General features: G+C 67.6%; 14 protein-coding genes. 2 read left to right on the top strand and 12 right to left on the bottom strand.

Features of this window, described 5'->3' with window-relative positions; all coding sequences use genetic code 11:
• Nucleotides 1-32: 32 nt before the first annotated feature.
• The 11 genes from ABH900_RS07095 to ABH900_RS07045 all read right to left on the bottom strand — a co-directional run bounded on the left by ABH900_RS07095 (nt 33) and on the right by ABH900_RS07045 (nt 12338).
• Entirely contained in the window at nt 33-1748 is a 1716-nt protein-coding gene (locus ABH900_RS07095; protein ID WP_429622183.1) for a BatD family protein, read from the bottom strand.
• The gene (locus ABH900_RS07090; protein WP_429622346.1) at nt 1745-3583 is read right to left on the bottom strand and encodes a VWA domain-containing protein; all 1839 of its coding nucleotides are present in this window, start codon (nt 3581-3583) and stop codon (nt 1745-1747) included. Before ABH900_RS07090 ends, ABH900_RS07095 begins: the two co-directional genes overlap by 4 nt.
• Nucleotides 3583-4587, bottom strand: a complete 1005-nt coding sequence (locus ABH900_RS07085) for a vWA domain-containing protein (protein ID WP_429622182.1) — start codon at nt 4585-4587, stop codon at nt 3583-3585. The genes ABH900_RS07090 and ABH900_RS07085 overlap by 1 nt, the downstream gene beginning before the upstream one ends.
• Complete coding sequence (locus tag ABH900_RS07080; protein WP_429622180.1) at nt 4584-5033, bottom strand: DUF4381 family protein; 450 nt, start codon at nt 5031-5033, stop codon at nt 4584-4586. Before ABH900_RS07080 ends, ABH900_RS07085 begins: the two co-directional genes overlap by 4 nt.
• The gene (locus tag ABH900_RS07075; protein WP_429622179.1) at nt 5030-5959 is read right to left on the bottom strand and encodes a DUF58 domain-containing protein; all 930 of its coding nucleotides are present in this window, start codon (nt 5957-5959) and stop codon (nt 5030-5032) included. The genes ABH900_RS07080 and ABH900_RS07075 overlap by 4 nt, the downstream gene beginning before the upstream one ends.
• Nucleotides 5960-5967: 8 nt before the next feature.
• Nucleotides 5968-6993 carry an AAA family ATPase gene (locus tag ABH900_RS07070; RefSeq protein ID WP_429622178.1) on the bottom strand — a complete coding sequence of 342 codons (1026 nt, stop codon included), beginning with the start codon at nt 6991-6993 and terminating at the stop codon, nt 5968-5970.
• Nucleotides 6994-7220: 227 nt separating this feature from the next.
• On the bottom strand, nt 7221-9191 hold the full coding sequence (locus tag ABH900_RS07065) for a type IV pilus secretin PilQ (protein ID WP_429622177.1): 1971 nt from the start codon (nt 9189-9191) through the stop codon (nt 7221-7223).
• Nucleotides 9192-9212: 21 nt separating this feature from the next.
• Entirely contained in the window at nt 9213-9746 is a 534-nt protein-coding gene (locus ABH900_RS07060; protein ID WP_005418914.1) for a pilus assembly protein PilP, read from the bottom strand.
• A complete protein-coding gene (locus ABH900_RS07055; protein WP_049411380.1) occupies nt 9746-10402 on the bottom strand; it encodes a type 4a pilus biogenesis protein PilO in 657 nt (218 codons plus the stop codon). The genes ABH900_RS07060 and ABH900_RS07055 overlap by 1 nt, the downstream gene beginning before the upstream one ends.
• Nucleotides 10399-11280 (bottom strand): PilN domain-containing protein, encoded by an 882-nt coding sequence (locus tag ABH900_RS07050; RefSeq protein ID WP_429622176.1) that lies wholly within the window; start codon nt 11278-11280, stop codon nt 10399-10401. The genes ABH900_RS07055 and ABH900_RS07050 overlap by 4 nt, the downstream gene beginning before the upstream one ends.
• Nucleotides 11280-12338, bottom strand: a complete 1059-nt coding sequence (locus ABH900_RS07045; RefSeq protein WP_014038321.1) for a pilus assembly protein PilM — start codon at nt 12336-12338, stop codon at nt 11280-11282. Before ABH900_RS07045 ends, ABH900_RS07050 begins: the two co-directional genes overlap by 1 nt.
• Before the next feature lie 219 nt (nt 12339-12557).
• On the opposite strand from ABH900_RS07045, the gene ABH900_RS07040 reads away from it, so the two are divergent.
• Both ABH900_RS07040 and ABH900_RS07035 read left to right on the top strand, forming a co-directional pair.
• Nucleotides 12558-14978, top strand: coding sequence for a penicillin-binding protein 1A (locus ABH900_RS07040; protein WP_429622175.1), 2421 nt, complete (start codon nt 12558-12560; stop codon nt 14976-14978).
• Nucleotides 14979-15153: 175 nt separating this feature from the next.
• Nucleotides 15154-15798: a hypothetical protein gene (locus tag ABH900_RS07035; RefSeq protein WP_429622174.1), complete on the top strand. Its 645-nt coding sequence runs from the start codon at nt 15154-15156 to the stop codon at nt 15796-15798.
• Between the two features lie 153 nt (nt 15799-15951).
• On the opposite strand, the gene ABH900_RS07030 is transcribed toward ABH900_RS07035, so the two are convergent.
• Nucleotides 15952-16695, bottom strand: a complete 744-nt coding sequence (locus ABH900_RS07030) for a hypothetical protein (protein ID WP_429622173.1) — start codon at nt 16693-16695, stop codon at nt 15952-15954.
• Nucleotides 16696-16759: the final 64 nt, after the last annotated feature.

Genomic DNA, 16759 nt, shown 5'->3' with positions numbered 1-16759 from the left:
GCACTCTAACAAAGCGCGCAAGCGGCGCTGGTTCAGGTTCGCCGTGGCGGATACAGCGGCGCCAGCCCAGTGTCGGCGGGGGCGGCAACCACCGACCAGTGCGGTCCGTCACGGAAGGCCTCACGCAGGCGCGCTCGCAACGGCGCCAGGTCGCCCTGACCGCCCCAGCGTGCCTGCTGCAGATCCTGCAGTGCCTGGCGCTGGGCCGGGTCGCCCAGCCGGGCGATGACCTGCTCGAGGCGTTCGACCCCAGCCATCGCGCACAGCTGTGCTTCGACCTGTTCGAAGCCTTCGCCATCCAGCGCACGGCGCAGCTCGGCCACGCCGGCACGCCCGCCTGCCACGTTCGGCACAGCGGGCCCGCCCGCCACCGGCGCCGCTGCACGGGGGCGACGGCCGCGCTGCCAGCCCCACAGCAGGGTCAGCAGCCATAGCAGCGCCAGGCCGATGGCCGCTGCCATCCACGGCCAAGGCTGCTTGGACAGACCACTGGCCCGTGGATCGGTCGCCGCGATGCGGCTGTCCGGGGCATCGCCACCGGGCAGCGCGGCATCGGTATCGATCGGCGGCAGCGGTGAGGGTGAGGCGTTGCCAGCGCCCGTGCCGGCGGCCACGGCCAGTGTCAGGTCCGGCAGGCGCGCTTGCTGGGCCTTGCCGTTGCGCACATCCCACCAGGGCAGGCGCGGCCCCGGCACAACCAGCGGGCCGGGTTGACGCGGCACGATCGAATAGCGGCGGGTGATCTTCAGTCGCGGCGTACTGCCGTTGAACGTCTCTTCGTACTGCGCCGGCTCGGCGAACACCTGCGCCTGGCTGCCGAGGTCCGGCACCGGAAGATCGGTGAACTGCGCGCGGGTCGCCCCTTCGGCAATGGCCTCGACCACGACGTTGGCGGCCTCACCGGTGCTGGCGCGGGTCGGTGCGCTGGTGTAACGCAGCTGCAGGCTCTGCAACGGCAGCCATGGCTGCGGTGCCTGCGCCGGCTGCGCCTGCACCTGCAGCGTGCGATCGGCGCCGGTGGCATTCATGCGCCCGTCGCCGCCGCCGAAGAAATCATCGAAGAAGCCACCGGCACTGCGGCCGCTGAAGCGCGCACCGGCCAGCCGCAGGGCACCGCTGCGCTCGGGAATCAGCAGGAAGCGGCGTTCGACCACGTTGTAGCGACGGCCGTTGACCTGGCGCACGTCGGTACGGTCATCGCCCACGCGCTGCAGCGACGCTCCCGCCGGTGTGTCCAGCACCAGCTCGCCGGAGGCGAGCTGCGAAGCGAAGTACAGTCGCACCACCACGCCCACGCTCTGCTGCACATACGGCGTTTCGTCATCGACAACGGTCTCGATGAACGCCATTGCGTTGCTGTCCGGGCCGGCCACGGTAGCCGCGTCCACCTGCAGGGTCAGCGGCGCGGTGCGTGCGCTGCCCACCTGCAGCCCAGCCACCACCAGTGCGCCGCTGCGGCGTGGCGTCAGCGCCACACCGTACAGGTTGCGCTGCTGCATGCTGCCATTGCTCCACTCCACCTGGCGGCTGCTGGTCTGCCCGCTCAGGTCGAAGTCGGTGCGCAGCGGGGTGAAGTCCGGCGCGCCCTGGTCACTTTCAACGTTGAGGGTGACCGTATCGCCCATCGCAATGCGGTCGCGGTCAAGCCAGGCTCGCGGTTGCGCCCAGGCCAGCAGCGGCAGCCATAGCAGCAGCGTTGCCAGCAGCCGCAGCGGCCAACGCCCGCGCATGTTCATCGCCCGCATCATCGCCCTTCCCTCTTCCTGCGCTCGTTTTCCAGTTGGAACTTGGCCCGCAGCAGCGCCCCCGGATCATCCGGCACACGCCGCATCCACGCTTCCACGGCCTGTTGCTCCTCGCGCTGGCGCGAGGAACGCCCTTCGCTGCCGGGCATCGGTTTGCCCTGCTTGTCCGTCTCGCCCTCGCGGGCCTGCTGCATCGCCTGCTGCATGCGCTGGCGCTGTTGTTCGTCAGCCTGCGCCTGCGCCTTGGCATCTTCCACCTTCGGCGGTGCCTGCTGGCCATCGCGGCCACGCTCGCCGGGCTGCGGGCTTGGGGGTGTCTTGTCGTCGCCGGGCTTCGGCTGGCCCTGCTGGCCCGACGGCGGCTGGCCCTGCCCGGAGTCTTTCTGGCCCGGCTGCGGTGGCTGGCCCTGGGAATTCTGCCGGTCCTGCGAATTCTGCGGTGGTTTCTGCTGCCCGTTCTGCTGCGGCTTCTGCTGATCCTGACCCTGGCCGCCACCGGACTGTCTGCGCTTGCGTGCGGCATCGACCACGGCACGGTTGGCCACCGCATCGGCCATGCCCGGATGCAATGCCAATGCGCGGTCGTAGGCTGCGATCGCTTCGTCGTAGTGGCCTTCGCGTGCAAGCGTGTTGCCCAGGTTGTACCAACCGGCATCGTTGTCGATGCTTTCAAACTGCCTGCGTGCACCGGCGAAGTCACCCTTGTGGTAGGCCTGCACGCCCTCGGCCAAGCGCTGGTGCTGCACCTGGTCGCTGCGTTTCCACAACGTGCCCTGCGTGGGCTGCGACGACGGCGCGGCGGGTGCCTGCGCCTGCACGTTGCCCATCCACGGCAGCAGGCCCACCGCCAGCAGCGCAGACAGCACCGCGCGGCGACGGAAAGCCAGCAATGCCAGCAGCATCACCGGCGGCAGCAGCCAGAAGCCTTCGTCACGCCACTGTCTGCCCTCGCCCGGCCGCTGCGCCGCCGCGCCTTCGCGCGCATCAAGCACGCCCAGCGCGCGCAGGTCGCTGTCATCGGCGGCAATCCGTGCATAGCGTCCGCCACCCGCGGCGGCCACCGCGCGCAGGCTGCCTTCGTCCAGCGTCGCCTGACGGATCTGCCCACTGCCGTCACGGTAGGCGGCACCGGCCGGCGTGCCCAGGCCCAGCACCGACACCTGCAGGCCCAGGCCACGCGCCTGTGTCGCCGCCAGTGCCGCTTCGCTGTCCGCCTGATCACTGACCAGCAGGATCTGCCCCTGCAACGCGCCGATCTGCCGGATCAGGCGCGTTGCCCAGTCGATGCCACGGTCGGCCCGCTGGCCATCGCGCGGCATCACCTCCGGCGACAGCGCATCCAGATACAGCGCGACGTTGCTGCCGTCATCGGTCAGCGGCGCAACGGTGTAGGCATCGTCGGCATACACCACCAGGCCAACCTGTCCGCCCTGGCGTGCGCGCAGCAGTTCTCCCAGCTTCGCCCGCGCCTGCAGCAGGCGCGAAGGAGGCAGGTCGGTTGCGGTGATCCGGCTGGACAGGTCAAGCACCACCAGCAGCGGTGCGCTGGCCTGGAACATCGGTTGCGCCTGCTGTCGCCAGCTCGGTCCGGCCATCGCCAGCGATGCCAGTGCCCAGCCAAGCAGGATGGCCCAGGGCAGACGTGCGCGACGACGCGCGCCCGCGGCCAGCAGGTGCGGCAACAGGTGCGCGTCCACTGCATGTCGCCATACGTCGCTGCGTCGTTGCCGGTACAACGCCAGCGCAAGGATCAGCGGCAGCGCCAACAGCGCCCACAGCCACTCCGGGCGCAGGAAGTGCAGCGCATTCCAGTCGGGAAGATTCGCGACCAGGGCCATCATCGGCGGCGCTCCGGCCACAGCCAGGCCAGCACGCCCAGCAGCAGCGCCAGGCCAAGCAGCCACGCATAACGTTCTTCGCGTGGGCGCAGGCTCGGCCCCTTGGCGGCGACGGGCTCCAGCCGGTCCAGCTCGGCGTAGATGCCGGCCAGCTGTGCGGTGTCGCGCGCGCGGAAGAACCGGCCGCCGGTCATGCTGGCGATCTGCTTCAACGTCGCCTCATCGACCGGATCCTGATCAGCGGAAATGGGAATGCCGAGAAATCGCATGCTGCCATCGCCACCGAAGGCAACGGTATGGATGCGCACGCCCTCGGCACGCGCGACTTCAGCCGCGCGCAGTGGCTCCAGCACACCAGCGTTGCTGACGCCGTCGGTGAGCAGGATCAGTACGCGCTGTTCTTCGGGTTGGCTGCGCAGGCGCTTCACTGCCAGGCCGATGGCATCGCCGATGGCGGTCTCGCGCCCGGCCAGGCCAACCACGCTGTCGCGCAGCTGGTCGCGCACACTGGCCAGGTCGGCAGTGAGCGGCGTAAGCGTGTAGGCACGATCACCGAAAATGAGCAGCCCTACGCGGTCGCCAGCGCGGCGGTCGAGGAAGTCGGCGAGAACGGCCTTGGCGGCGGTGAGCCGATCAACGGCCTGGCCACCCAGCACCATGTCGCCCTCGCCCATGCTGCCGGAGACATCCATCGCCAGCATCATCTGCCGGCCCTGCTGCGGCGGCGTGATGGCTTCGCCCAGCTGCTGCGGTCGCGCCAAGGCGATGCACAGTGCGCACCATCCCAGCCACAGCAGCAGCGTGCGCAGCCATGACACATCGACGCGGCCGCCACCGGCCAGCGCTTCCAGCTCGGTGGCCGCGTAAGGTACGCGCAAGGCGGCGCCCGGATCGGCGTGACGTTTCCACCAATGCATCAGCAACGGCAGGGGCAGCGCCAGCAGCGCCAACGGCCACGCCAGCTGCAGGTCCGGCCATGGCCAGTAGCTCGCCAGCAGATTCATCGGCGACGCTCCAGCAGCATCGCCAGATAGCGCTCACGCGCCCAGCTGCGCACCGCCGCCACCTCGTTGGCGTCCACGCGCGGGCGATAGGCCCCTTCGGCCAACAAGCTGCGGCGCGCATCGGGCAACGAGCCCTTCGGATCCACACGCTGCCACCAGGCCTCATCGCGCAGGGATTCACTACCCGGCCTTGCATGGCGTGCGGCACGCCGCAGCAGGCTGGCAATGGTCGCCAGTTCCGCAGCAGCATCGGAAGCGGTTGCCAGCTCCTGATCGAACAGCTGCAACCAGCGTTGGCGACGGCGGCGGCGCTGCCATCCGATGAAAGCAACCACCAACACCGCCAGCAACACCGCGCCACCAATCATCAGATAGCCGGGGGCCGGCGGCCACCACGAAGGTGCCGGTGGCAGCTGCACATCGCGCAACGGCAGATTGGCACTCATGCCGGCACCTCGGTCGCTGTCGGCGTCAGCCAAGCGTCGCTGGGCGCATCGGTGGACAGCACCTGCACGTCGACACGACGTGCACCGAGCTGGCGCCGAAGCTCCTGCAGCGGCTCGACGAAATGCGCCTGCCAGTGCGCCTGCACCTCGCTGCGACGCAGATCGAGGCCGATGCGCTGCTGTGCCGTCTGGAACTGCAGTGCGGCCGAGGGCGGTTGCAGCTCCAAAGGATCGACCAGCAGCACCAGGCTGAGATCGTGATGCTGGGCCAGCGCACTCCAGCGCGCCGGCGGAATGCGGATGGCCTGTTGTGGATCGGCCAGCACCAGCATGCGTGCACCGGGGCGCAGCACGCGACCGGCGTGCTCCAGCGCACGCTCCAGGCCAAGGTCATCCGCCGGAGGCTGCGCGTACCAGCGGCTGAGCGCGTCGAGCACGCGCAGCACACCACGCGGCCCACCGGCCGGCGTGATCGGCGCTTCGCGGTCGCTGCCGCGCAGTGCTCCGATGCGGTCGCCACGGCGCTGCGCCGACCACGCCGCTACGGCGCCGGCACGCGCGGCCTGCACGGATTTGAAACGTACACGGGTACCGAAATACAGCGCCGGCGATGTGTCTGCCACGATCAGGCTGATCCGCTCGCGCTCGGCCTGGAACAACTTGGTGTGGGCCCGGCCTGTGCGTGCAGTCACACGCCAGTCGATATGCCGCGCGTCATCACCGGCCACGTACTCACGCGACTCGGCATATTCCATGCCGCGTCCGCGCAGCGGCGAGGGCGCCTGGCCGGCGTTGCCGGCACGCCCGCGACGCGGCGGAGGCGGGCGCTGGGCAAGGCGGCGCAGCGCGACCAGTTCGGCCAACTGCGGGCGCAGCCCGTCACCGTCGATCGCGGCAGGCGTGTGTTGCAGGGACGGATCGGACATGCGCAGGCTCAGGGCGCCGGCACCCGAGCCAGCAGTTCCTGCACCAGGCGTTCGCCGTCCCAGCCCTCGGCCGTGGCTTCATAGCTGGGCAGGACGCGATGGCGCAGGACGTCGGCGGCGACCGCACGCACGTCATCGGGAGTGACGAAGTCGCGCCCCGCCAACCAGGCGCGTGCTCGCGCGCAGCGCTCCAGTGCGATGGAACCACGCGGGCTTGCCCCCCACGCGATGCGACGGCCGAGGCCGGCGTCATAGCGGGAGGGGTCACGCGAGGCCAGCACCAGTTCGATCAGATAGCGCTCCAGCGCCGGTGCCATGTGCAGGTCCAGCACTTCGCGGCGGGCGTCGAACACATCCTGCATCGGCAACTTCTCCGGCGCCTGCACGGCCTCGCCCAACGCACCGCGAGCACGCTCGCGGGCCAGCCGCAGGATCTCCGATTCCGCGGCCTGGTCCGGATAGCCGATGCGCACATGCATCAGGAAGCGGTCCAGCTGGGCCTCCGGCAGCGGGAACGTGCCTTCCTGCTCGATCGGGTTCTGCGTGGCCATCACCAGGAACAAAGGGGGCAGCGCGTAGGTATGGCGGCCCACCGTAACCTGGCGCTCACCCATCGCCTCCAGCAGTGCCGATTGCACCTTGGCCGGTGCGCGATTGATCTCGTCGGCCAGCAGGATCGGATGGAAGATCGGGCCGGGCACGAACTCGAAGCGCCCTTCCTGCGGGCGCCAGATTTCGGTACCGGTCAGATCGGCCGGCAGCAGATCGGGGGTGAACTGCACGCGGGCGAAGTCGGCTTCCAGGCGCGAGGCCAGCGCACGGATGGCCGTGGTCTTGGCCAGGCCCGGCGCACCTTCCACCAGCAGGTGACCGTCGGCCAGCAGCGCGATCAGCAGGCGTTCGACCAGTGCGGCCTGGCCGACGATCTCGGCCGACAGCGCGTCGCGCAGCTGGGTGAATGCCGCATGCAGGCGGGAGACGGCCGGCGCGGGCGGCGGCAAGACGGTTTCGGGCATCGGCGGAGGCAGGTTCATGGGGGCCTTTGACCGGCGCAGGACGGCACGGGTTCCCGACATCATCGCAGGGTGTTTCGTGGATGGCATCAAGAACGGCTGAACGGGCATCCACGCATGGCGTGGATCTACTGGGCATCCACGCATGGCGTGGATCTACGGAAGCCCGCGCGTGGCGTGGAAACCGGGACTCGAACGAAGAAGGGCCGCACAGGGCGGCCCTTCGTCGTACACGGCGTTGCGCAGGCTCAGTTCTGCTTGGCCACGCGCAGCACCTTCGGGGTGACGAACACCAGCAGCTCGGCCTTGTCCTTGTTGCGACCCCGCTTCTTGAACAGGTTGCCCAGGAACGGCACGTCGCCCAGGAACGGCACCTTGCTGATGCTGTTGCGGTCGGTGAACTCGTAGACGCCACCGATCACCACGGTCTGCCCATCCTCGACCAGCACCGCGGTGTTGACTTCGCGGCGGTTGATCGACGGCACGGTACCGTAGCCTTCCAGCTGGATCAGCTGGTCGACTTCGTCCTTCTTCACCTGCATGTTGAGGAACACGCGGTTGTCGTTGGTGATGGTCGGGGTGACCTTCAGCTCCAGCACCACTTCCTTGAACTGCACGTTCGGCGTGGCCACACCGCCCGCGGTACCACCGCTGATGGTGACATAGCCGATTTCCTTACCCTGCTTGATCATCGCTTCGCGCTGGTTGGTGGTGACCACACGCGGATTGGAGATCACCTCGCCACGCGATTCCTGCTGCATGGCCGACAGCTCCACGTCCAGCAGGTAACCGGCATTGAGGATCGACAGTGCCAGCGAACCCGGGTTGCTGGCCGCGGCCACCGGCAGGTTCCAGTTCAGGCCGCGGGTGATGGCCGAACCGGACTTCACCGGGGCCGGACCGACGCTGCCACCGGCAAGCCAATCGCGCTCGGCCTTGGCGTTGGCCAGGTCTGTGGCGACCTGCGATTCGCGGGTCTTGGCGTTGGCATCCAGGCTGCCGCTGAAGTACACGTTGTCGCGGCTGCCACTGACACCGAACTTCGCACCCAGCTCGCGGGCGAAGGTGTCGGTGGCGATGACGATGCGGCTTTCGATCAGCACCTGGTCGACCGGGCGGTCGATCACGTTGATCAGTTCGCGCATGCGCGCGATCTTCTTCGGGATGTCGCTGATCATCAGCGTGTTGGTGCGCTCGTCGGCGACGATGCGGCCGCGCGAGGACAGGAAGCCACTGTCTTCCTGCGAAGAACCACCACCACCGCCGCCACTGCCACCACCACCGCCGCCGCCGATGCCCTTGGCTTCGGTCAGCGCTTTGAAGATCTGGGTGGCGCTGTGGTAGTTGATCTGGATGTAGTCGGTCTGCAGGTCTTCGCGGTTCTCGATGGCGATGCGCGCGTCTTCCTTCTCCTGCTCGAACTTGGCCAGCTCGGCCTGCGGCGCCACCCAGATCACGCTGCCGTCGCGACGCTTGTCCAGGCCCTTGGCACGAAGGACGATGTCCAGCGCCTGGTCCCACGGCACGTTGACCAGGCGCAGGGTCACATTGCCCTGCACCGAATCGGACGCGACCACGTTCAGGTTGGACTCTTCGGCGATCAACTGCAGCACGGTGCGCACCGGCACGTCCTGGAAGTTGAAGGTCACCGGCTTGCCGGTGAAGCCGCGCTGGCCGACGGCCTTGGCCGCCTGGGTCACGCTGCTGGAAGTAACCGCGCCCACCGCAGCCGGCGCCTGGCGCGGGCTGATCTCGACCACGTACTCGTTGCCGCTCTGGTAGGCCAGCGATTCCACCGCCCCGCCGGTGCTGAGCACCAGCTGGGTGCCGGCGCCGGACGGCTTGGCATCGATGCGCTGCACCGGCGTGGCGAAGTCGATGACGTTCATCGGCTTCTGCAGGTTCGCCGGCAGGCGCGCATTGCCCACGTCGACGACCACGCTGTTGCCCTGCGTGCGCAGGTCAGGGATCGCGCCCTGCCCGTCGAACTGCACGATCAGGCGCCCGGCGCCGTCATCGCCGCGCTTGAAATCGATCTTGGCCACCGACAGGCTGGCCGGCGCAGCGGCCGGTGCCACGGTGGCGCCCACCGGCTTTTCCGCCGGTGCGGCCGCCAGTGCCGGAGCGCAGGCCAGCATCAGCGCGACTCCCAGCGCGCTGACACGGTTCAAGGTAGAGCGCCGGATGGGACGCAGCCCCTTGGCTTGGTGAAAGGTCATCGTGCTATCCCCAGTAAACGATCATTGATCTTCAAGCGAGAGCGTTGCCGGCCGTTCCAGCCAGCCACCCGCGCCATCCGGCACCAGTTCGATCAGCTCCACGCGATCTTCGAAGACCGCTGTGACCCGCCCGTCGCTCTGCCCCAGGTAACCGCCCGGACGAACCCGGTAGGTGACCTTGTCCGGCCCCATTACCAGCGCCACGGTGCCTGCACCGGTGCCGATGGTGCCGACCATGTCCAGCGCATCCAGCGGGAAGCCTTCCAACGGCTCCTTGCGCCGGTTCGGATCCGGCCGCAATCCGCCATTCCCCTGCTGCGGATTGGTCCAGGCATCGGTGAACGGATCGCGCATGCCCTGCGCGGAGTATTCGAAGGTCTCGAACTGCTGCATCACCGGCAGCGGCTCCAGCGGCTGCGCCGGTCGCGCACGCTCGCCTTCCACCCACTTTTCCAGATTCGGTGCATCGCCGGGCGTGCTGGTCACACCGCGGCCGCAACCGGCCAGCAGCAGGACAGCCAGCACCATCGCACCACGTACGGTCTGCGCGCGCATCACTTCTTGCCCTCCTTGCCAGCGTCAGCCGCCTGCTGCGCCTGCACCTCGGTCTCGTCCAGGTAACGGTAGGTCTTGACCGTACCGGACAGTTCCAGGGCGCCGCTGCGGACGTTGCCGCCGGTCTTTTCCTTGGGCTTGAGGTTGATGTCGTGCATGGTCAGGATCACCACCCGCGGCAACGAGGCCACGCCACTGACGAACGCACCGAACTGGTGGTAACTGCCCACCATGCGCAGCTTGATCGGCTTCTCGGCGTAGAACTCCTTGATCTGCTCCTGTTCGGGCTCGAACAGCTCGTTGGTCAGGCCGCTGGACAACGCGGTCTGCGAGATGTCGATGATCAGGTCCGGCATTTCAGTCTTGCTCGGCAGCTGCCGCAGCATCTGCTGCAGCACCTGTTCCATCTGCGCCAGCTGCTGCTTCAGCGGCTCCAGGTTCACCGCACGCTCCTGCTGCTTGGTGAACTCGGTGCGCAGCTCGACTTCCTTCGATTCCAGCCCGGCCAGTTCCTCGCGCTTGCCGCTGATCAGCAGCATCCACGCCACGAACATGATCACCAGCGCCAGCAACGAGCAGAAGACGATCTTGGCCTTCTGCGGCCAATTGCCGATGTCGTTGAAATCCAGGTTCTTGATGTCGATCTTCTGGCTCATGCGCGATCCCCCTGCAGCAGCGCATTGAAGGCCTGCGGCGGCTGCGCCAGGCGGCTGCCTTCAGGCTTCGGGGCAGGTGCCGGGGCCGGCGCGGCGGGCTGGTTCGGCTTGGCCGGAGCGGCCGGAGCGGCTGACGGCGCAGCGGCAGGTGCAGCGGGTGCCGCGGCCGGCTGACCCGCGGCCGGAGCCGCAGGCGTGGCAGCATCCGGACCTGCGGCCAACGGAGCCACCGGTGCCGGGGCAGTGGTCGCCACCGAGCCATCGGCGTTCAGCCCCGGCGTCGCCGACACTTCTTCGCTCTGTGCCGGCAGCTTCACCTTGACCACGAACACGTACGGCAGCGCCTTGATGTCGGCCAGCGGGCCGGCCTTGCCGTCCTTGTCCTTTTCAGGGTCACGCGCCTCGATGATCGACAGCTCCGGGTTGGTCATCCAGCCCGAGGTCTCCAGGTTGCGCATGTAGGCCGAAACGCGGGCGTTGGACTGGGTGCGGCCTTCCAGCGTCAGCACGTCGCCTTCCTGCTTCAGTGCGGTCAGCACCACGCCGTCGGGGATGGTACGCACCAGTGCATCGAACAGGTGGACCATCTGCGAGCGCTTGGCCTGCAGTTCCTCGATCACCTTCTTGCGCGCCAGCAGGCGTTCCTTCTGGGCGTCGAGGCGGTCGATCTCCTTGTTCTGTTCCTTGACCTTCTCGATCTCGGCTTCCAGATAGCTGTTGCGGTCCATCTGGCCGCTCACCTGGCGGTCGTAATAGAACCAGATCAGCAGCGACAGCAGCAGGCCACCGATCGCGGCCATGCCCAGCATTGCGTAGAACTCGCGCTGGCGTTGCTTGCGCCGCTCGGCGCGCCAGGGCAATAGATTGATGCGTGCCATCAGTCGAAGCTCCTCAGCGCCAGACCGGTTGCGATCATCAGCGCGGGGGCATCCTGGGCCAGCGCATGCGCGTTCACCTTCGGCCCCAGGGTCATCTGTGCCAGCGGGTTGGCGACCACGGTCGGCACGCCCAGCTGTTCCTCGACCATCTCAGGCAGGCCACCGAGGACGGCGCAGCCGCCGGCCAGCACGATGTGATCGACGCGGTTGAATTCGCTGCCTGCATAGAAGAACTGCAGCAGGCGGCTGATCTGCTGGACCGTGGCTTCCTTGAACGGCTCCAGCACTTCCATCTCGTAGCTTTCCGGCAACCCGCCCTGGCGCTTGGCCAGTCCGGCTTCCTCATAGCTCAGGCCGTAACGGCGCATGATCTCGTCGGTCAGCTGCTTGCCACCGAACACCTGCTCGCGGCTGTACAGGCTACGGCCGCCGCGCAGGACGTTAAGGGTGGTCATGGTGGCGCCGATGTCGACCAGAGCGACAACGCCATCGATGGACACCGGCAGTTCGCTGGCGACCAGGGCGTAGGCGTTTTCGACCGCGAAGGCCTCCACGTCCATCACCTTGGCCTGCAGGCCGCCGAGTTCCAGCGCGGACTGGCGCAGCTCGACATTCTCCGAACGCGACGCAGCCAGCAGCACCTGGACCATCTCCGGGTTGTTCGGGATCGACCCGATCACCTCGAAATCCAGGTTCACTTCCTCGATCGGATACGGGATGTAGTTGACCGCTTCCAGCTCGATCTGGGCTTCCATGTCGTTCTCGTCGAGATCGGCCGGCATCGGGATCACCTTGGTGATCACCGCCGACCCGGCGACGGCGGCAGCGGCCAATTTGGCCTTGCTGCCTGAACGGTTCATCGCCCGGCGGATGGCCTCACCCACGGCCTCCACTTCGACAATGTTCTTCTCCACCACCGCATTGGGCGGAAGAGGTTCCACAGCATAGTGTTCCACACGGAAACGATTGCCGCTGCGGGACAGCTGCAAAAGCTTTACCGCAGTCGAACTGATGTCGACGCCTACAAGCGGCGACTGACTTTTTGGGATGAGCCCCACGGTTTCTCCCCTGCCGACGGGCACTTGGACGCAAGAGCTGCGTCCGCGCATTAATAACGTATTCTTAGCAAATGGCAACCGCCCTGCTGTGAAGTCCCTCACGGATTCACGAAGCAGCCCCTGGCAATTCCCCTTGCGCTCCCCGGTGCCGACCCCAGCCGCCACCTTGCGTAATCTATACTCTGCGACCACGAAATTCGCAATCGGAATCTGAACCCGATGACTCGACTCCGCCGCTGGCTGCGCTGGATCTTCCTGATTGTCCTGGTCCTGGCGCTGATCGGCGCGGCCGCCGTGGGCGGTCTGTACTATGCCGTGTCCTCCAAGCTTCCCGACGTGCAGACCCTGCGCGACGTGGAAATGCAGGAACCGATGTACGTCTATGCTGCCGATGGCAAGCTGATGGCGGTGTTCGGCGAGACCCGGCGTACCCCGATCACCATGAAGGACGTGCCTGAAAAGCTGAAGCAAGCCTTCCTGGCCACCGAGGACGCCCGCTTCTATGAGCATGGCGGCGTGGACTACAAGGGCATCGCCCGTGCGGTGTGGCTGTTGGCCACCACCAACGACAAGCGCGTGCCGGGTGGCTCCACCATCACCCAGCAGGTGGCCCGCCAGTTCTTCCTCAGCTCCGAGTACAGCTACACCCGCAAGCTGGCCGAGATCCTGCTGGCGCGCAAGATCGAGTCCGAGCTGAGCAAGGACGAGATCCTCGAGCTGTACCTGAACAAGAGTTTCTTCGGCAACCGCGCCTACGGCGTGGCCGCTGCGGCCGAGTTCTATTACGGCAAGAAGCTGGGCGAGCTGAACCTGGACGAGATGGCCTCACTGGCCGGCATCCCCAAGTTCCCCTCCTCGGGCAACCCGATCTCCAACCCGGAACGTGCCCGCCAGCGCCGCGACAACTACGTGCTGCAGCGCATGGCCGACCTGAAGTTCGTCACCCAGGCCGAGGCCGATGCGGCCAAGGCCGTACCGATGCACGCCAGTGCGCATGAGCCGCCGGTGCAGGTGGAGGCGCCGTACGTGGCCGAGCTGGTGCGCCAGGAAATGATCGCCCGCTTCGGCGGCGATGTGGTCAACAAGGGCTACCACGTCACCACCACCATCGATTCGACCCTGCAGACCGCAGCCAACCTGTCGGTCCGTGACGGCCTGCTGTTGTACGACCACCGCCACGGCTGGCATGGCGTAGAGAAGCAGGTGCAGCTCGGCGCCGGTGACGATGCCGCCACCCTGGCCGAGCACCTGCGTGGCATCTCCGGCCAATCCGGCCTGCTGCCGGCCATCGTCGCAAGCACCGGCGCCGATGGCAGCGCCACCGTCGTACTGGCCAACCGCAGCGAGATCGTGCTGCCGGCCGGCGCCGCCAAGTGGACCAACAAGACCCCGGGCAAGCTGGTGCAGCGCGGCGACATCGTGCGCGTGCGCACCGGCGCCAAGGAAGGGGAGTGGCTGCTGGACCAGATCCCGCGCGGTCAGTCCGCGCTGGTCTCGCTGGATGCCCACAACGGTGCCCTGCGGGCGCTGGTGGGCGGTTTCAGCTTCTCCGGCAACAAGTTCAACCGTGCCACCCAGGCCCGTCGCCAGCCGGGTTCGAGCTTCAAGCCGTTCGTGTACGCGGCCGCCTTCGACAAGGGCTACAACCCGGCCTCGATCGTGCTCGACGCTCCGGTCGTGTTCCGCGACCGCCGCGGCAAGACCTGGGCCCCGCAGAACGACGGCGGCGGGTTCCGCGGCCCGATGCGCTTGCGCGAGGCCCTCGTGCAGTCGCGCAACCTGGTCTCGGTGCGCCTGCTCGATGGCATGGGCGTGGACTACGCACGCAAGTACATCAGCGAGTTCGGGTTTGCCGAGTCGGAACTGCCGCCGAACCTGTCGATGTCGCTGGGTACCGCCTCGCTGACCCCGCTGTCGGTAGCCCGTGGCTACGCCGTGTTCGCCAACGGCGGCTCGCGCGTGGACACCTGGCTGATCGACCAGGTCAACGACCGCGATGGAAACCTGGTGTTCAAGGAAAACCCGGCACTGGCCTGCCGTGACTGTGCCGGCAGCAGCGACCAGCCGGTCAACCAGGTGGTGGACGGCTTCAACTTCGGCGCCCCGGCACCGAAGGTGGACCCCGCTGCCGCCAAGCCCGAAGCCAAGACCGAAACCGCCGCCGTACCGGCCAACCCGGATGCCCGCACCGCACCGCGCGCGATCGACGCCCGCACCGCCTACCAGCTGGTGTCGATGATGCGCGACGTGGTCCAGCGCGGTACCGGTGTGCAGGCCAAGGTGCTCGGCCGCGAGGACGTGGGCGGCAAGACCGGCTCCACCAACGACCACCGCGATGCCTGGTTCTCCGGCTTCGGCGGCCCGTACGTGACCACCGTGTGGGTGGGCCGCGACGACTTCCGCTCGCTGGGTTACCGCGAATACGGCGGCAAGGCAGCCCTGCCGATCTGGATCGACTACATGCGCACCGCGCTGAAGGACACCCCGATCGCGCAGAACGACCCGCCCAGCGGGATGGTGCAGGCGACCCTCAACGGCGCAACCGAGTGGGTGAAGGTAGAAGACATGGACCGCCTGACCGACTACGACCTGAACCTCAATACCCCACAGGCCGACGCCGCCGCGTTCGATATCTTCTGAGGAAGGGTCCGGTGGGTGCCAACCGTGGGTTGGCACCGATGCATCCGCCGGCCGCAGTTTTGCCCGGGTAGCGCCGGGCCACGCCCGGCGAGCGCAGCGGCGCCTCCGTGAATTACCCACGCAGATGTCACATCCGTGCGTTAGGCTGTGGCCAGGTCGCCACAGGAGTCATCGCATGCATCGCGCCCACCAGCATGCTGCCAGTCAGACCCGCGAGCGTCGTCACCGCCTCGCCCACGAAGCCGCCCGCCTGATGGCCGAGGGCGGCATCCGCGACTATCACCAGGCCAAGTTGAAGGCCGCCAGCCGTCTTGGCATCCATGACGATGCCTCCCTGCCCCGCAATACCGAGATCGAAGACGCCCTGCGCGAGTACCAGCGTCTGTTCTCCGGCCCCCAGCACGGCAACGAACTGCAGCGCCGCCGCGAAGCGGCGATGCGCGCGCTGGAGTTCCTGCACGGCTTCGCACCGCGGCTGGTCGGCCCGGTGCTGGAGGGAACCGCCGATGCCAACAGCCCCGTGCAGCTGCACGTGCACAGCGACGACCCGGAAGCCGTGCATCGTTTTCTGGAGGAGCATGGCATCCCTGCCGAATCGCGTGTGCGGCGGCTGCGGATGGACCGCGAGCGCTGCCTCGACGTGCCGGTCTGGGTGTTCAGTGCCGAGGAACTGACCTTCGATCTGGCGGTGCTGCCGTACGATGCCCTGCGTCAGGCGCCGCTGTCGCCGGTGGATGAGAAGCCGATGCGGCGCGCGTCCGTGGCGCAGTTGCGGCAGGTGCTGGCCGAGGCTGAGATCACCGCCTACATCGGCGGTTGAAGACTGCGCCGACGCACCCGGTGGGTGCGGACCGTCGGTCCGCACCGTGTTCCGGCGTCTCGATTCGGGGGCGCAAAGCAGCCGAGCATGGCCCGGCTCTACTGAGGGACGCAGTGCCTGACGCACCGTCTTCCACTCACACTTCACCTTGTCCTACCAGGCCGGGTGCGGGTCCTGCGCATCGCCGGTCAGCAGGCGTGCCAACCACGGCGCCCCTGCGCGTTGCGGATACTCCTGCATCATCCGCGCGTGCATCCGCTGCACATCACCCAGCAACCAGGTGTGGTTGTAGATGTCGCCGAACGCATCGGACCAACCACTCTGTACCCGCGCACGCTCGCCACCCTGGAGGTTGGGCATGCTGTGCAAGGGCACCTCCAGCAAGGGTTCCAGCGCAGCGTTGATCGCTGCATTTTCTTCCTGCACGGCTCGCAGCAGTTGCAGCCGCTGCATCACCCGCCGGCAGTCATACGGGAAGCAACCACCAGTCACAGCAATGTACCCTGCAATATCAGCAAGCAGATTGGCTTTCAGCTGCCACACCACCTCCCCCTCCATCACCTGCCGCACCCGCAGTGTCCGCAACGTGCTGGCGCGAATCTCTTCGGGCGTGGTGAACACCACACCGGGCGTGCTGCCACCGTGGCGCACCAGAACGACGCGATGAATCGCCTCGTTGGTGATGCCCTCCACCCGCAGTGCTGCCACTTCCGGATGCACACGTGGCGGTGGCAGGGAGGCCACCCGCCAGTAGTACCACAGCACGAGCGCCATGCCCGCCAGGCACAGCGCGGAGAACAGCACCCATCGGTCCAGGTTGCGCGTGTAGTACCGAAAACGTGCTCGCCATAGGTAGAAGCTGCGGTAACTGATGAATCGACTTACCCATCTATACATCGCCATCTCCTCGGCAATGGCCCCGGCGCGGCGGGACGGGTTACGCGCACCACGCCAGGGCAGC

The sequence above is a fragment of the Stenotrophomonas sp. AN71 genome, assembly GCF_050435725.1.
GTDB lineage: Bacteria > Pseudomonadota > Gammaproteobacteria > Xanthomonadales > Xanthomonadaceae > Stenotrophomonas.
The sequence above is the reverse complement of the archived record's forward strand: the minus strand, read 5'-3'. Positions and strand labels throughout refer to the sequence as shown.

Excerpts from the sequence above, each read along its gene's own strand:
- ABH900_RS07030 (WP_429622173.1), bottom strand. The coding sequence starts at position 16,695 with ATGTATAGATGGGTAAGTCGATTCATCAGTTACCGCAGCTTCTACCTA.
- ABH900_RS07070 (WP_429622178.1), bottom strand. The coding sequence starts at position 6,993 with ATGAACCTGCCTCCGCCGATGCCCGAAACCGTCTTGCCGCCGCCCGCG.
- ABH900_RS07095 (WP_429622183.1), bottom strand. The coding sequence starts at position 1,748 with ATGATGCGGGCGATGAACATGCGCGGGCGTTGGCCGCTGCGGCTGCTG.
- ABH900_RS07040 (WP_429622175.1), top strand. The coding sequence starts at position 12,558 with ATGACTCGACTCCGCCGCTGGCTGCGCTGGATCTTCCTGATTGTCCTG.
- ABH900_RS07090 (WP_429622346.1), bottom strand. The coding sequence starts at position 3,583 with ATGGCCCTGGTCGCGAATCTTCCCGACTGGAATGCGCTGCACTTCCTG.
- ABH900_RS07080 (WP_429622180.1), bottom strand. The coding sequence starts at position 5,033 with ATGAGTGCCAATCTGCCGTTGCGCGATGTGCAGCTGCCACCGGCACCT.
- ABH900_RS07050 (WP_429622176.1), bottom strand. The coding sequence starts at position 11,280 with ATGGCACGCATCAATCTATTGCCCTGGCGCGCCGAGCGGCGCAAGCAA.
- ABH900_RS07055 (WP_049411380.1), bottom strand. The coding sequence starts at position 10,402 with ATGAGCCAGAAGATCGACATCAAGAACCTGGATTTCAACGACATCGGC.
- ABH900_RS07060 (WP_005418914.1), bottom strand. The coding sequence starts at position 9,746 with ATGCGCGCGCAGACCGTACGTGGTGCGATGGTGCTGGCTGTCCTGCTG.
- ABH900_RS07065 (WP_429622177.1), bottom strand. The coding sequence starts at position 9,191 with ATGACCTTTCACCAAGCCAAGGGGCTGCGTCCCATCCGGCGCTCTACC.
- ABH900_RS07075 (WP_429622179.1), bottom strand. The coding sequence starts at position 5,959 with ATGTCCGATCCGTCCCTGCAACACACGCCTGCCGCGATCGACGGTGAC.
- ABH900_RS07035 (WP_429622174.1), top strand. The coding sequence starts at position 15,154 with ATGCATCGCGCCCACCAGCATGCTGCCAGTCAGACCCGCGAGCGTCGT.
- ABH900_RS07085 (WP_429622182.1), bottom strand. The coding sequence starts at position 4,587 with ATGAATCTGCTGGCGAGCTACTGGCCATGGCCGGACCTGCAGCTGGCG.